This window comes from Salegentibacter sp. (genome assembly GCF_041642575.1).
Classification (GTDB): Bacteria; Bacteroidota; Bacteroidia; order Flavobacteriales; family Flavobacteriaceae; genus Salegentibacter.
Map to the genome: position 1 here is coordinate 1,678 of NZ_JBEPWD010000055.1, position 13,640 is coordinate 15,317.

At 40.0% G+C, this 13,640-nt stretch carries 15 protein-coding genes; 8 read left to right on the plus strand and 7 right to left on the minus strand.

Annotated elements, in window-relative coordinates:
* Both ACESK1_RS09105 and ACESK1_RS09110 read left to right on the plus strand, forming a co-directional pair.
* On the plus strand, positions 1–180 hold a 180-nt coding region (locus ACESK1_RS09105; RefSeq protein WP_372919876.1), incomplete at its 5' end, for a hypothetical protein.
* A 201-nt stretch (positions 181–381) separates the two neighbouring features.
* The gene (locus ACESK1_RS09110) at positions 382–885 is read left to right on the plus strand and encodes a DUF456 domain-containing protein (RefSeq protein ID WP_372919877.1); all 504 of its coding nucleotides are present in this window, start codon (positions 382–384) and stop codon (positions 883–885) included.
* Between the two features lie 49 nt (positions 886–934).
* On the opposite strand, the gene hpf is transcribed toward ACESK1_RS09110, so the two are convergent.
* On the minus strand, positions 935–1,234 hold the full coding sequence (gene hpf / locus ACESK1_RS09115; RefSeq protein ID WP_372919878.1) for a ribosome hibernation-promoting factor, HPF/YfiA family: 300 nt from the start codon (positions 1,232–1,234) through the stop codon (positions 935–937).
* Between the two features lie 199 nt (positions 1,235–1,433).
* Here hpf and ACESK1_RS09120 point away from each other — a divergent pair, with 199 nt between their 5' ends.
* Entirely contained in the window at positions 1,434–2,480 is a 1,047-nt protein-coding gene (locus ACESK1_RS09120; protein ID WP_372919879.1) for a pesticidal protein Cry7Aa, read from the plus strand.
* Entirely contained in the window at positions 2,477–4,768 is a 2,292-nt protein-coding gene (locus ACESK1_RS09125) for a glycosyltransferase (RefSeq protein WP_372919880.1), read from the plus strand. Before ACESK1_RS09120 ends, ACESK1_RS09125 begins: the two co-directional genes overlap by 4 nt.
* Before the next feature lie 43 nt (positions 4,769–4,811).
* Here the strand turns inward: ACESK1_RS09125 and ACESK1_RS09130 are convergent, their stop codons facing one another.
* Positions 4,812–5,252 carry a hypothetical protein gene (locus ACESK1_RS09130; RefSeq protein WP_372919881.1) on the minus strand — a complete coding sequence of 147 codons (441 nt, stop codon included), beginning with the start codon at positions 5,250–5,252 and terminating at the stop codon, positions 4,812–4,814.
* A 137-nt stretch (positions 5,253–5,389) separates the two neighbouring features.
* On the opposite strand from ACESK1_RS09130, the gene ACESK1_RS09135 reads away from it, so the two are divergent.
* The gene (locus tag ACESK1_RS09135; protein WP_372919882.1) at positions 5,390–6,025 is read left to right on the plus strand and encodes a phosphoribosyltransferase; all 636 of its coding nucleotides are present in this window, start codon (positions 5,390–5,392) and stop codon (positions 6,023–6,025) included.
* Positions 6,026–6,063: 38 nt separating this feature from the next.
* On the plus strand, positions 6,064–6,825 hold the full coding sequence (locus ACESK1_RS09140; protein WP_372919883.1) for an SDR family NAD(P)-dependent oxidoreductase: 762 nt from the start codon (positions 6,064–6,066) through the stop codon (positions 6,823–6,825).
* 249 nt (positions 6,826–7,074) lie between these two features.
* On the opposite strand, the gene ppsA is transcribed toward ACESK1_RS09140, so the two are convergent.
* From ppsA to ACESK1_RS09155, 3 genes are all read right to left on the minus strand, one after another.
* On the minus strand, positions 7,075–9,441 hold the full coding sequence (gene ppsA / locus ACESK1_RS09145) for a phosphoenolpyruvate synthase (protein WP_372919884.1): 2,367 nt from the start codon (positions 9,439–9,441) through the stop codon (positions 7,075–7,077).
* Between the two features lie 10 nt (positions 9,442–9,451).
* Entirely contained in the window at positions 9,452–9,838 is a 387-nt protein-coding gene (locus ACESK1_RS09150; protein ID WP_372919885.1) for a hypothetical protein, read from the minus strand.
* 81 nt (positions 9,839–9,919) lie between these two features.
* The gene (locus ACESK1_RS09155; protein ID WP_372919886.1) at positions 9,920–11,020 is read right to left on the minus strand and encodes a DUF6544 family protein; all 1,101 of its coding nucleotides are present in this window, start codon (positions 11,018–11,020) and stop codon (positions 9,920–9,922) included.
* A 164-nt stretch (positions 11,021–11,184) separates the two neighbouring features.
* On the opposite strand from ACESK1_RS09155, the gene ACESK1_RS09160 reads away from it, so the two are divergent.
* Positions 11,185–12,474 (plus strand): cation:proton antiporter, encoded by a 1,290-nt coding sequence (locus ACESK1_RS09160; RefSeq protein WP_372919887.1) that lies wholly within the window; start codon positions 11,185–11,187, stop codon positions 12,472–12,474.
* Here the strand turns inward: ACESK1_RS09160 and ACESK1_RS09165 are convergent.
* Together ACESK1_RS09165 and ACESK1_RS09170 are read right to left on the minus strand one after the other, a co-directional pair.
* Positions 12,401–12,688: an LrgB family protein gene (locus tag ACESK1_RS09165; protein ID WP_372919890.1), complete on the minus strand. Its 288-nt coding sequence runs from the start codon at positions 12,686–12,688 to the stop codon at positions 12,401–12,403. The genes ACESK1_RS09160 and ACESK1_RS09165 overlap by 74 nt on opposite strands.
* On the minus strand, positions 12,685–12,777 hold the full coding sequence (locus ACESK1_RS09170; protein WP_372919888.1) for an LrgB family protein: 93 nt from the start codon (positions 12,775–12,777) through the stop codon (positions 12,685–12,687). The genes ACESK1_RS09165 and ACESK1_RS09170 overlap by 4 nt, the downstream gene beginning before the upstream one ends.
* Positions 12,778–12,940: 163 nt before the next feature.
* On the opposite strand from ACESK1_RS09170, the gene ACESK1_RS09175 reads away from it, so the two are divergent.
* Positions 12,941–13,624 (plus strand): hypothetical protein, encoded by a 684-nt coding sequence (locus tag ACESK1_RS09175; RefSeq protein WP_372919889.1) that lies wholly within the window; start codon positions 12,941–12,943, stop codon positions 13,622–13,624.
* The last annotated feature ends 16 nt before the right edge of the window (positions 13,625–13,640 follow it).

Here is a 13,640-nt window from a genome sequence, read left to right on the forward strand (position 1 = left end):
TTCCTCTATTATGGAAGCGACATTGGCTTTTTCCAATTTCCAGAGTATTTGCATGATCTCTTCTTCTGCTTTAGTGAGTTGTTTCATATTAATGATTTGTCATTTCCGCGAAGGCGGAAATCTAATTCTACTGTTTTATTTTCACATCGTCATTTCCGCCCCGATGAAAAATCGGGATAAACTTCGGCGGAAATCTAATTATACATTTTCATCATTTCTGCCCCGATAAAAAATCGGGAAAACCTACGGGGATTCCATTTTTCAAATTTCCTGATGCTAATATAAAACTAAATATTTAGTTTTACCTAATGTTTTAGTTTAAAATTTTATTTGCTGTAGCTTTTTAATTTGTAACTTCCCTTAAAAATAGCATAGAACACAATGGATTTACTCTTCGTTATTCTGGGAGGAATTTTAATAATTACCGGGATTCTGGGCAGTTTTCTTCCGGTATTGCCGGGAGTTCCGGTAAGCTGGGCAGGCCTTTTACTCTTGTATCTCGCACCATCAGTGCCTGTAAACTATCTTTTTCTGGGAGTCACCCTGGCTATTGCTATACTTATTTATGTACTTCAGCTGGTAATTCCTGCTATGGGCACTAAAAGATATGGAGGAAGTAAAACCGGGATGTGGGGCGCCACTATTGGCCTGGTAATAGGGATCTTTGCTCCTATCCCCTTCGGAATCATCATTGGGGCTTTCGTGGGAGCTTTTATAGGAGAGATCATTAATAAATCTGATTCCAGATCGGCAGTGAGGGCGGCTTTTGGGTCTTTTATAGGTCTGCTGGCCTCTACTTTCATGGAGTTCCTGGTGGCGGTAGGTTTTCTTTTCCTGTTTATCTACAAGATTTGGGAATATTCAGATGTTTTGTTCCAGACATAAAAGAAAAAACCCGGCTTTCGCCGGGTTCAAAAATTAACACCAAAACTAACTAATAACTCTGAAAAACTGCCTTTCGTTTTTTTAGTTGTTGCTCAAGTTCGGCGACAGTATTTTTCACGGCTAATTCAAAATTGTCTGCCCTTGCTTCAGCAAAAATTCGGGGTCCCGGCGCACTAAGTTCTATTTCACAGATCTTATCCTTCCCGATAGCCTGGCTTTCCCATTTGATAAAAACTTCAGCGCGGATAAGCCATTCATATTTATTCTGTAATTTTTCAAGTTGTTCGTTAATAAATTCAGCTAAAGCATCGCTGTTTTTAATCTTCACAAATTGTATATTGATATGCATAGTAGTTGTTTTAATAATTACTCTAATTTACCTCCAATCTTCCATTTTTAATATGACCTGTATCAGCTATAAAACAATTTAAAATGTCTAAGCTTTTTTAACAAAACATTAGTGCCGACAGAAACCTATAACTTGATAAATATCATAGCTTTAGAGGCCATATTTCCTCATCTTTATTGGAAATGAAATCTGCTTAAAAATGCCGCCGGAAGTAATAAAACATGGAGTGATCCTCGAGAAGACCCCACACAACTTTGAAAATGAAGGGGTTTTTAATCCTGCGGTAATAAAAGAAGATAATTCCGTGCATATTTTCTACCGGGCCGTGCGTATGGGCAATTATTCCAGTTTGGGTTATTGCCGTCTCGAAGGTCCGTTGGAAGTAGTAAAAAGAAACACCTCCCCTATCTTTTTTCCCACAGAAACTTATGAATTTCAGGGGACCGAAGATCCCCGGATCACTAAAATAGAAAACACTTATTATCTCACCTATTCGGCCTATGACGGCATCAATGTTTTTGGTGCTTATGCCACTTCGGAAGACCTAAATAATTTTACAAGACAAGGCATACTCACTCCTGTGTTCAATTATGAGGAATACTCGGAGCTCATCCGGGAAAATTTCGAAAAAATAAGCGAAAAACACTTGCTTTTCTATGAGCTGTTCGTGCGATATAAGCTGAACGAACTAATGAAGGGAAAGATCTATGTATGGGACAAAAATTTGATGTTCTTTCCGAAGAAAATAAACGGAAAATTCGCAGTCCTCCACCGTCTCTGGCCTTCGATACAAATCTTTTATTTCGAGGAAAAGGAAGATCTAAGCAGGGCTTTCTGGCGGGATTATATTAGAAACCTTCGCGACCATATTGTATTGCGGCCACAATATCATTATGAATGCAGCCACGTAGGTGCAGGTTGCCCGCCAATTGAAACGAAAGATGGATGGTTACTTATTTATCATGCTGTAGAAACCACCGTAAAAGGATTGGTATATCACGCTTCGGCCGCTTTGCTTGACCTGGAGAATCCAGGTAAACTAATCTCAAAATTGAAAACGCCCCTGTTTTCTCCTTCAGAAGAATACGAAAAAAAGGGCGTGGTAGACAATGTTGTCTTTCCAACTGGCACCGCGATTTTTGGTGAAGATTTGTATATCTATTACGGGGCGGGAGATGATTGTATAGCCGTGGCATCGGTTAAATTAAAAGATTTACTCAATGAATTAAAACAGGAATCAGAATGAAAAATGCAGACAGACCCTCCAAGATCTTATGTATGTCAACTTTTCCGCCCACAACCTGCGGAATAGCAACTTATACAACCGATACCATGCAAGCTATTGAGCGTAAATTCAGAAAAAGCTTTCAATGTGAAGCTCTGGAAATTGTGAAAGGCCAAAAACCCGGCTTCCCCTATCATTTTAATCCGGAAAAGAAACAAGAATATATTCGTATCGCCCAGGAGATAAACAGGGATCCTGAGGTTAAAATGATCCACATTCAGCATGAATTCGGACTTTTTGGCGGAGAATACGGCAGTTATTTATTTGAATTTTTAAAAATAATAAATAAGCCGGTGGTGACCACTTTCCATACCGTTCTCCCCGCTCCCAACCCCGAATTAAAAACTGTTGTCCAAAAACTGGTGGAATTCTCTGAACTCATTTTCGTGATGACACATCAATCGGCAAAGATGCTCAAGGAAGACTATAAAGTGCCTGAATCAAAACTGGAGATTATTCAGCATGGCACCCATATGGTAGCATGGAAATTTCCAGAGAAAGTCAAAGAGAAATATGGCTTTCAGGGTAGGCTTCTCATGTCAACCTTTGGTTTGTTAGGAGCGGGAAAGAGTATAGAAACAGCATTATATGCTTTACCAGAGATCGTAGAACATCACCCTGAAGTTCTATACCTGATCATAGGAAAAACGCATCCGGGCAATATTAAAAATAACAGGGATGATTACAGGAGGTTTTTACAAAACCTGGTTGAGCAACTAAATTTATCAGATCATGTCAAATTCTATGATTCCTATTTTGAGTTGGATCAGCTATTGGAATTTTTACAGGCCACAGATGTTTACCTGTTCACTTCAAAAGACCCAAACCAGGCAGTAAGCGGAACTTTTTCCTACGCGATGAGTTGTGCCTGCCCCATAATTGCCACTACCAATCCGCACACCAAAGAGATTCTTAATAACGAACTCGGGATTCTTATTGATATCGGAGATCACAAACAACTATCAGAAGCTGCCATAAAATTACTTTCAGATAAAAAATTACGGGAATTCATGGCAGTCCAGGCCTATTCCAAAACCAACTCCAGTATTTGGGATAATATTGCTATTCAGCAAGCCAGAGCGTACCAGAGGGTTTTAGACAGGGATGAGCCGCTTAAATTTTCCAGACCAAAAATTAAACTGGACCATCTGAAACGGCTTACCACCGAGCAGGGAATTATACAATTTGCCAAAATAAGCATCCCTGACCTTGATTCAGGGTACACGCTGGATGATAACGCGAGAGCACTAATCGTTGTTCTCATGCATTACAGTAAATTCAGATTGAAGGAAAACCTATATTATATCGATCTCTATCTATCCTTTATTGAAAGATGCCAGACCAAAAACGGCAAATTTGTAAACTATATAGATGAGCATAACAAGGTGCATATAAAAAACGATTATGTTAACCTGGAAGATTCAAATGCCCGGGCAATCTGGGCTTTAGGTTCAATGATTAGTGAGGCCCACAATCTTCCGCCAGAATACGTTAAAAGGGCAAAAGCCTCTATGGAAAAAGCCCGGCCCTCGATTTCTGGTGTTTTATCCCCAAGAGCGATTGCCTTTACTATTAAAGGCCTGTTCCTCTACCTTGAAAATTTTGAAGACCGGAAATTTAAAAATACAATAGAAGACCTAGCCCAAAATCTCATCAGCAAATATGATCTCATCGCTGAAAAAAAATGGGAATGGTTTGAAGAATATCTCACTTACGCAAACAGTATCTTACCGGAAGCTATGTTGCTCGCTTATTCAACAACAGGAAAAGAGATGTATAAAAAGGCAGCGCTGGAATCTTTTGAGTTCCTGCTGTCCAAAATGTACAAAAACGGAGAATTCAAAGTGATTTCCAACCAAGGCTGGCATCAAAAACATACGGAGCCTGAAATATATGGAGAACAGCCTATAGATGTTGCCTACACCATACAGGCCCTGGACCTTTTTTACCAGCACTTTAAAAAGCCTGATTACAAAGTGAAGATGGAGAAAGCTTTTGATTGGTTTTTAGGTGACAATCACCTTAATCAAATTATTTATAACCCGGTAACAGGAGGCTGTGGGGATGGTTTGGAAAAAGGAAACGTGAATCTGAACCAGGGTGCAGAATCTACAGTTTGTTATCTCATGGCCAGGTTAATAATGGAATCATACCCTGAAAACCCTTTGCCCGAACCTCTGGTTAAAAAAGCATTACTTCCAAAAAGAAGAAAGCGGGTTAGAAAGGATTCGCGCTTTGAGTTTCGTTAAGAAAAAAATCCTCGTTTGAGGATTTTTTTTGCTTAAATCCGACTTATTCAATTCCGGAAAGGTCTTCGGTATCTTTTATATATTCCGTGATCTTAAAGGTTTTCACTCGGTTTTTTCTGAATGCCTTGACGAAATCGGTGATCTCATCTTCCAGGTGTTCATGCTCGAGGCGGAAGATCCTGGAGTCATCGCTGTCTTTTTCAATCATTACCCCAAGTTGTTCCCGATGTTTTTCGGTTTTACTAAGGAGATCTTCGCAGCGGATGCGCATTGCCTGAAGTTCTGACCTCAACCTGGAAACCTCTTTTATACTCTCATCATTATCTATCCAGATAAAATATTTCTCAATAAGCTTATTGAGAAATTTCAGGTCATCTCTAAAAAATTTCAAATCAGAAACCCAGTGTTTAGTGAGCAAATAAAGCTGATCCCAATTAGCGTGGATCATAAATTCTCCTTTCGGTCTTTTTCTAAAATTTTCCATGATACAGCTATTTATTTCTTTCTGAAATTACCCATTTCATTCAAAAAAAATAATGATTTTAATCATACTGAGATAAGTTTGATTTTTATCATTTTACCAGAGCCAGTTTTAATTTATCTTCAATCAAAACCATAGTTATGTTTACCGATAGAAAAGATGCAGCAGAACAGTTAAGCCGGGAATTAGCCGGGTATCAAGACAAACCTGTGGTAGTACTGGCCATTCCCAGAGGTGGCCTTCCAATAGGTTCAATCCTAGCTAAGTACCTGAAGGCGCCACTGGATGTAGTACTTTCAAAAAAGATAGGTCATCCCTATAATAAGGAATATGCCATTGGGGCGGTTAGTTTAGAAGATATTACCCTAAGTCCCAATGAACAGTTTTCAGAAAAATATATCAATACAGAAACCGAAAATATCAGAGAATTACTTCGCAAAAGGGATAAAGAATATCATAAGGACTCCCAGCCGGTTAATCTAAAAGACAAGGTTGTGATAATAACCGATGATGGGATCGCTACCGGGAATACACTTTTAAGTACGGTAATGCTGGCGCACAAACAGCAACCACGGGAAATTATAATAGCCATTCCCGTAGCACCTCCATCTTCTGTTCAAAAATTAAAAAATACACCTGAGATCAGTAAAGTAATCTGCCTTGAGACACCTTATAATTTTAGCGCCGTGGGACAGTTTTACGAAGATTTTCGGCCCGTTAGTGATGAGGAAGCTATAAAGATATTAACTGAAACAAACAGCGAAAACATGGAGTAGTATCAAAACCATGGCATTAATCTTAAATTAGAAAAATCATGAAAAGACTAGAGAACAAAGTCGCACTTATCACAGGGGGAGCTGGCGGAATAGGTTTAGAAACCGCCAGGTTATTCCTGGATGAAGGAGCCAAAGTATTTTTAATCGATTTGGATGAAGAAAATCTTCAAAAGGCTGAGGAAAGTTTGAAAAGCGACAGAGTCGCCTGGTACGCTGCAGATGTTTCAAAAGCGGAAGATACAAAGGAGTATCTCGAAGAATGCCTTTATCAATTCAATAAGATCGATATTTTCTTTATAAATGCCGGAATTGAAGGAAAATCAAGTCCAATTTCTGAATATCCTGAAGAAATTTTTGATCAGGTAATAGCAGTAAATCTAAAAGGTGTCTGGTTAGGATGCCAGCAGGTTATTCCTAGGATGGAAAACGGTGGCAGTGTAATCATCACGAATTCGGTTGCGGGATTAAAAGGTTTTCCAAATCTAGGCGCTTATGTGGCATCCAAACATGGTGTTTTGGGGATCATGCGATGTGCAGCCCTGGAATATGCCGATAGAAAGATCAGAGTAAACTCTATTCACCCCGGCCCGGTAGACAATCGAATGATGCGTTCCATCGAAGGTCAGTTTACGCCTGACAATCCTAATCAAACCAAGGAAAATTTCGAAAAATCTATCCCATTTGGTCGTTATGCTGAATCCCGCGAAATTGGAGAACTGGCACTTTTTCTAGCCAGCGATGAGAGCAAATACATGACCGGCACTATTCAGGTTATCGATGGTGGAATGTATCTGGGTTAAAACAAGACTAATTCGCCAGGGCTATTGAGCGCTAACTATAGTTTTTGGGGACCTCATTAAAAAGAAGGATCTTCCCTAACTCTATTTTGGTTAAACCCTATAGCCACTAGCTCTCTGCAAAGGCCAGCATCATGGTTCTTATAAAATATATATCATAGGGTAAATAAAATTCTGAAAGAATCTCCTCCTGTGATTTCCTCTATGTTGGAGTGCGCATTATACCATGGTTTGATTAAATGGTCCTAAAACTCAGTTTCCTTCGGCTTTATTGATGTTTTCTATCCCTTTCAATAGCGCATCGGGATTAAATGAGATACTATTAATTCCTTCCCTGACCAGAAATGCTGCATATTCGGGGAAATCGCTGGGAGCCTGCCCGCAGAGCCCTATTTTCACACCTGCTTTGTTAGCTTTTTTTATCGCTGTACTGATCGTTTTCTTTGCAGCGGCATTATTTTCATCAAAAATATCTGCCATCACTTCAGAATCCCTGTCTACTCCAAGAGTGAGTTGGGTAAGGTCATTAGATCCAATAGAGAAGCCGTCAAAAATTTGAGCGAATTCTTCAGCAAGAATCACATTGGAGGGAATTTCTACCATCATGTAGATCTCGAGATCATTTTCCCCCTGAACCAGACCGAATTTTTTCATCAGGCCCACTACATTCCGGCCCTCCTCCAGGGTTCTGCAAAATGGGATCATCACCTTTACATTGGTAAGTCCCATTTCTTCCCTTAGCTTTTTTATCGCCTTGCATTCCAATTCGAATCCGTCTTTATAAAAAGGATGGTAATATCTCGCAGCACCCCGAAAACCGAGCATTGGGTTCTCTTCCTCGGGTTCAAACTGTTTGCCTCCTATAAGATTTGCATATTCATTACTTTTAAAATCGCTCATCCTAACGATTACCTCTTTCGGATAAAAAGCAGCAGCCATTACCGCAAGACCCCGGCACAATTCATCCACAAAATAATCTTTCTTATCCTTATATTGCCAGGTGAGTTCTTCTATAGTTTTTTTTATCCCGGCGTCTTTGATCTCTTCGAATTTTACCAGCGCCATGGGATGAACTTTGATAAGGTGGGTTATAATGAATTCCATTCGAAGCAAACCTATCCCGTTATTTGGATAGAATGAAAGTTGAAAGGCTCTATCTGGATCAGAGAGGATAAACTTCACCTCGGTATCGGGAAGCTTGATCTTTCCGAAGTCTATTTCTGTTTTTTCGAATTTCAATTTGTCTTTATAGACAAAACCTGTTTTGCCTTCACAAGAAACAGTTATTTCCTGCCCATCTTTTATATTTTTTGTAGCATTATTGGTTCCTACTACTGCGGGGACGCCAAGCTCACGGGCTACGATAGCGGCGTGACTGGTACGCCCACCCCTATCGGTAACTACTGCAGCTGATCTTTTCAGTAGCGGATCCCAATCCGGGCTGGTAGTTGAAGTCACCAGAATATCACCGGGCTTTAATTTATGGCTTTCAGATGGGGATTTAAGGTGACGGGCGATTCCTGCAGCGATACTGGAACCTATGGCATTTCCGCTTGCCAGCATTTCAGAATGTTCCAGGAGATGATACTGAAGGTGAAACCTGCCTCCTTCTTCCCTGTGTACCGTTTCGGGACGTGCCTGAGTGATATAAAGCTGTCCGGTTTCCCCATCTTTGGCCCATTCCACGTCCATAGGTTTGGAATAGTGGTCTTCAATAACAAGTATCCACTTTGAAAGCTGTACCACTTCTTCATCGCTTAGCACGTAAGAATCCTGCTTTTCTACCGGGGTATCCATAGTTACCGTCGAGGAATGTCCGTTGGATTCAGAATAAACCATGGTGAGTTCTTTTCGGCCCAACTTTTTCTGAACTATTGGGTTTTTATTTTCTTTAAGGGTAGGTTTAAACACATCAAATTCATCGGGATTTACCAGCCCCTGAACTATGGTTTCCCCCAGGCCCCAAACTCCGGATAAATGAATTAGATTCCTGAAACCAGATTCCGGTTCCAGACTAAAGCCAATTCCTGAACAGCCCGTGTCTGAGCGCACCATTTTTTGAACTCCAACTGACAACGCGACATCATGATGCTTAAAACCATGATCTTCCCGGTACTTTATCGCACGATCTGTATAAAGGGAAGCGAAACAGTTTTTCACAGCATTTAAAAGCGCATCTTTTCCGGTAATATTCAAAAAGGTATCGTGCTGGCCGGCAAAACTGGCTTCAGGAAGATCTTCGGCGGTTGCGCTGCTTCTTACGGCAACAGGAATATCTTCAGAACTTCCCAGTTCCTGATAAGCCCGGTTTATCTCTTCGGAAAATTCGGTGGAAAATTCAGCCGATTTTATAAATTCTCTCGCTTTCGCACCAACTTCAGACAGGTTTTTGAAACTCTCTTTGTTAAGATCTGAGATAAGGTCTTCGAGCTTCTGATCCAGATCATTTTTTTTCAAAAAAGACCAATAAGCCTCTGAAGTCGTAGCAAAACCATCAGGGACTATTACTCCTTCCGAAGAAAGTTCGTTAAACATTTCGCCCAAAGAGGCGTTCTTTCCTCCTACCTCGGGAAGATCCTTCAGGGACAATTCGCTAAATTTCTTTATAAATACTGCCATAATGAGAGGTTTAATACATTACAAGCTGGTAACCCATATTCAACAGATATATTCCGGTGAGGAAAAGTAGAATATAGATTACCTGCACAAATTTTATGTTCAGTGCGGTGAGCCGGCGGGTGGTAGAATCGGGAAAAACAAAAAGCCCCAGACCAATAAAAAGAGAAATCCATCCCAGACCGGTAATTATAAAGCGCCAATCAGGTTCCCATATATTGTGAAAAAGAATATTCAGAAGCCCCAGGATTATAGCCGCAAAGGCAGCCAGAATTAAAAATTTCTGGTCTTTGAGATCATCAAATATTTGCTTTATCCTTCGAGGATTCAAACTAAGAATAAAGAAAAAGATGAGCAGGTACCAGCCCCAAAACCTGGCAAGAAAAATAGAAGTTTCCATAATTTAAGCGCATTGGTTTAACCCAAATTTACCGGATTAACCTCAGAAATTATATGATAAATGTCAGGACAGCGCTGCCTTCTATCTAAAGGCTTCTGCAATATTATAATCTATTTCGGTGACCTCCAGCTCGAGCCAGGTAAAATCGCCGTCGGGAAGCTTCCAGGTAAGCTTGCATTTATTAGGGATTTTATACCCTGAAAATTCTTTAAAACTGAGCGTTTCAATTATCCAGGTTTCCTTTTTGGAATCTATATCCCCTCCATAGAAGCGTTGGGTTTCGAAAGAAATAAGTTCACCATGTTCTGAAAATTTAAATACCCCTGAAACCTTATCACCATACAGGTCCAAATTGGCCCTGACAAGATTGTCTTCAGGCTCTTCCCAGGTGATATTCTCATTTAGAGCTGCGGAAGGAAACCAGGAAATTTCCGCAAGAAATCTTTGTGCAGTGCCTGAATCAATTTTACTATTATCCCTTTCATTCACCACCGGAAACAGGGAAAGCAATTTAATGAGCATTTCTCCCTTGCCATAAAGAAGTTTATCCCTACCATCAAGATAGATTGGGAATCCGGATTCTACTCTGGTGGTCCAGATAAATCCGGGATCTTTCACATTAAAATATTGTTGAGCCGTGAATGGCATCCAATTTCCTTCGGGCTTTGTCTTCATTCGTCCTTCCTGTTTGAGCCGCACAACATGAACTCTTGGTTTGCCAATTACCCCGGAATTCTTCATCCATTTCTGCACCATATCGGGAAGTCCCTTTATATCTTCCTTTGTTATAATACCTCCGGTCTCTTCAATGGGCTGAATCAATTCTTTCACCTCTTTTTCCGTTTTCTTCTGAAAATAAAAACTACCCAAAGCAGGTATGCTTACAAGTAAGATTATGAGATTAATAATACTCCCGAACTTAGCATCCTGCCAGGCTAGAATAATTAGACTTTGGGAAATTATTACTGCAGCCAGGGCAAAGAACGGCCACCAGGCTCTATTCAGAAGGAATAAAAAAAGCACGTAAAGAAAAAGAAAGACACATAGTAACCACAAAAATCCGAGAGGTCTGGAAATTCCTAACTGAAGTTGCCTGATTTCCACTATGCCAAAAGCCTTTAGAAAACCCAGCAAGTGAATTAGGGAATGAATAAAGAGAATTATACCAAAAACGATCTTCATTTTCTCTAATTTATAAATTTAAAGTTACATCATTGAGCCAATAAAACCATGAGAGAAATCAGCATAGCGTCTAAAAGTCCTAATTTCTATTGAATTGTTAGTCTTTTGTGAAAGTGTAAGTGCGCATTAGTTCTAAGTCAAAAAAACTGTATTTTTATTTATCTATGAAAGAACATTATCTTATTCTTACAGGTTTGGGGTTAGCCACCCTCCTTATGGCATGGCTCCCCTCGATATCTAAAAAGATTAAGGTTAGCTCCCCAATTCTGCTGTTGCTAATAGGTTTTGCTCTTTTTTATATAGATATTCCCTTAAGTTGGCCCGATCCTTTGTGGAACGACTTAAACCTGATGTACTTTTCAGAAATGATCGTGATCATTTCTCTGATGGGTGCCGGATTAAAGATAGGAACAGAATATTCCCTAAAAACCTGGAAACGACCAATCTTGCTGGTTTTTGTTACCATGCCCCTCTGTATGGTTTCGGCATATCTTCTGGGGAATTATTTTTTATTATTAAGTGTTCCATCTTCTTTGTTACTGGCAGCTGTTCTTGCACCAACCGATCCTGTTTTAGCCGCAGAAACCCAGCTGGACGATCCCAAACGTGAAAAACAATTTAAGGAGCGAGTGAGATTTTCTTTAACTGCAGAGGCCGGTTTGAATGACGGAATGGCTTTCCCTTTTACCTATATGGCGGTATTGGTTGCCCAGGCCGGAGGATGGGCAATGTTCGATTTTAGTGACTGGTTTCTTGATAAATTCCTACTTAAGATTGTAATAGGAACTATTATGGGCATAGTCATAGGCAGATTTATTGGAATTCTACTGGACAGACTGCACCTCTGGACAAACATTAAAACCTTTGATGGGTTCCTGGCTCTGTCACTAACCATTTTCAGTTATGGAATTACGGAGCTACTCTACGGATATGGTTTTCTTGCCGTATTCTTTGCCGGTCTCAGCTTGAGATATTATGAAAAGATAAGTGGGGATTATAAGAAAAAAATGCATGATTTTGTACACGAAATCGAGCGTTTATTGCTGGTGGTATGGATCATCCTTTTTGGAGGTTCACTATTGAACGGAATGCTTGAATTAACCGATTGGAAAGGGGTGTTGTTTGCTTTTGCCTTTGTTTTAATTATAAGGCCGATCGCCGGAATCATAGGTCTTATAGGCGTAAGAGAATCTTTAAAAAGCAAACTGGCAATAAGTTTCCTGGGGATCAAGGGAATTGGCTCAGTTTTTTACCTCTCGTGGGCATATGTTCAATTTGATGGGTTTGATAACAGTAATGAATTACATGCCATTACTGCATATATCATCTTAATTTCAATTGTTGTTCATGGGCTCACTGCTCCTTCAATAATTCATTATTTCAAGAAAGATCGATTTGGGAATAGTGTGGTAGAGGAAGAAGAAAGTGGAATCGAGGAAAAGTCAGAAAAATAATTCTACAAGATAAGGAGAAATCAGGGTGGTAATTATTTAAGCACATTGGTAATCCGTTGTAGACTCCCGAAAGTTTGCTTTCTTCAAAGGACCTTGCAGTTCCGATATCCTTGTCCGGTCTTCCAAACCCTGTACCGATTGCAATTTTACTTTTAATTCCTGATGTCTTTAGTATAAATGGACCAAAGGCTTTACTGAAAATTCCAAATGCTATAACTGTATAAACTTAGTAATTTGAGGGATTCCCTCAATAAATCTCGTAATCTCAATGGCGACAGGTGTGGTAACCGATTTGTCGGTCATTGAACGATTTTTGGCTTTAAAGCCGCGAAGACAAAAATAAATTTCCAATTCCTGCTAGAGGTTATTTTACCACTCATTAACAATAGTTTATGAGGTATTCGAAGTGGTTCTCTCCGGAAATTATCTAATTTTATAAGGCAACTAACCGCTAAAAACCAAAAAAATGGCAGAAATAAAAGTTGAAAAGAAAAAACCAATATGGCCCTGGATTGTGGGAATACTTGCTGTACTTTTAATTATTTTCCTCCTGTTTACTTATATGGACGATGATAATGGTACCGATGACAGTCTCGAGGAACGGGACGAACAGGTTGAAGAAAGTATAGACCCGTTTGAAACCGAAGATGATCGCGATCTTGCTTACCCCGAAAATGCTGTTGGCCAATATTTGTATTATATCGATGAAGAATATCCTGAAAGGGAAGTTGAAGAAAATGAAGAGTTCCCGCAGGAAGCCATGCAAAAACTCGCAGAAGCAGTACAGGAAAGAAGCTGGGAACTTGAAGGAGAAACCAATCAAGAACTTGAAGAGCTGGCTGGTAATTCGGCTGAAACTGAAATTCAGCGTGACGGTGATATTATAGTGAATGCGCTGGCAGATTTACAGCGTCGCCATTATGAAGGCCTGGAAGATGAAATCACCGAATTGAGATCAGACCTTGAGGAAATCAACCAGACTGAAGGAGAAGAGCAGGCTGAAGCTATAGATGATTTCTTTAGTCAGGCTGCTGAAGTACTTCGGGAGATGCCTCCGCAGCGAGGCGGAGCTACTATGGAACGTTCCCAACCAACTGACACTGGAGATTTTAGCACCGATTTAGATACTATTGAGGCAGACGATAATTAGAAATTTTTCTAATATT

Coding starts and splice junctions, on each gene's coding strand:
- ACESK1_RS09110 (WP_372919877.1), top strand. CDS start 382: ATGGATTTACTCTTCGTTATTCTGGGAGGAATTTTAATAATTACCGGG.
- hpf (WP_372919878.1), bottom strand. CDS start 1,234: ATGCATATCAATATACAATTTGTGAAGATTAAAAACAGCGATGCTTTA.
- ACESK1_RS09120 (WP_372919879.1), top strand. CDS start 1,434: ATGCCGCCGGAAGTAATAAAACATGGAGTGATCCTCGAGAAGACCCCA.
- ACESK1_RS09125 (WP_372919880.1), top strand. CDS start 2,477: ATGAAAAATGCAGACAGACCCTCCAAGATCTTATGTATGTCAACTTTT.
- ACESK1_RS09130 (WP_372919881.1), bottom strand. CDS start 5,252: ATGGAAAATTTTAGAAAAAGACCGAAAGGAGAATTTATGATCCACGCT.
- ACESK1_RS09135 (WP_372919882.1), top strand. CDS start 5,390: ATGTTTACCGATAGAAAAGATGCAGCAGAACAGTTAAGCCGGGAATTA.
- ACESK1_RS09140 (WP_372919883.1), top strand. CDS start 6,064: ATGAAAAGACTAGAGAACAAAGTCGCACTTATCACAGGGGGAGCTGGC.
- ppsA (WP_372919884.1), bottom strand. CDS start 9,441: ATGGCAGTATTTATAAAGAAATTTAGCGAATTGTCCCTGAAGGATCTT.
- ACESK1_RS09150 (WP_372919885.1), bottom strand. CDS start 9,838: ATGGAAACTTCTATTTTTCTTGCCAGGTTTTGGGGCTGGTACCTGCTC.
- ACESK1_RS09155 (WP_372919886.1), bottom strand. CDS start 11,020: ATGAAGATCGTTTTTGGTATAATTCTCTTTATTCATTCCCTAATTCAC.
- ACESK1_RS09160 (WP_372919887.1), top strand. CDS start 11,185: ATGAAAGAACATTATCTTATTCTTACAGGTTTGGGGTTAGCCACCCTC.
- ACESK1_RS09170 (WP_372919888.1), bottom strand. CDS start 12,777: ATGACCGACAAATCGGTTACCACACCTGTCGCCATTGAGATTACGAGA.
- ACESK1_RS09175 (WP_372919889.1), top strand. CDS start 12,941: ATGGCAGAAATAAAAGTTGAAAAGAAAAAACCAATATGGCCCTGGATT.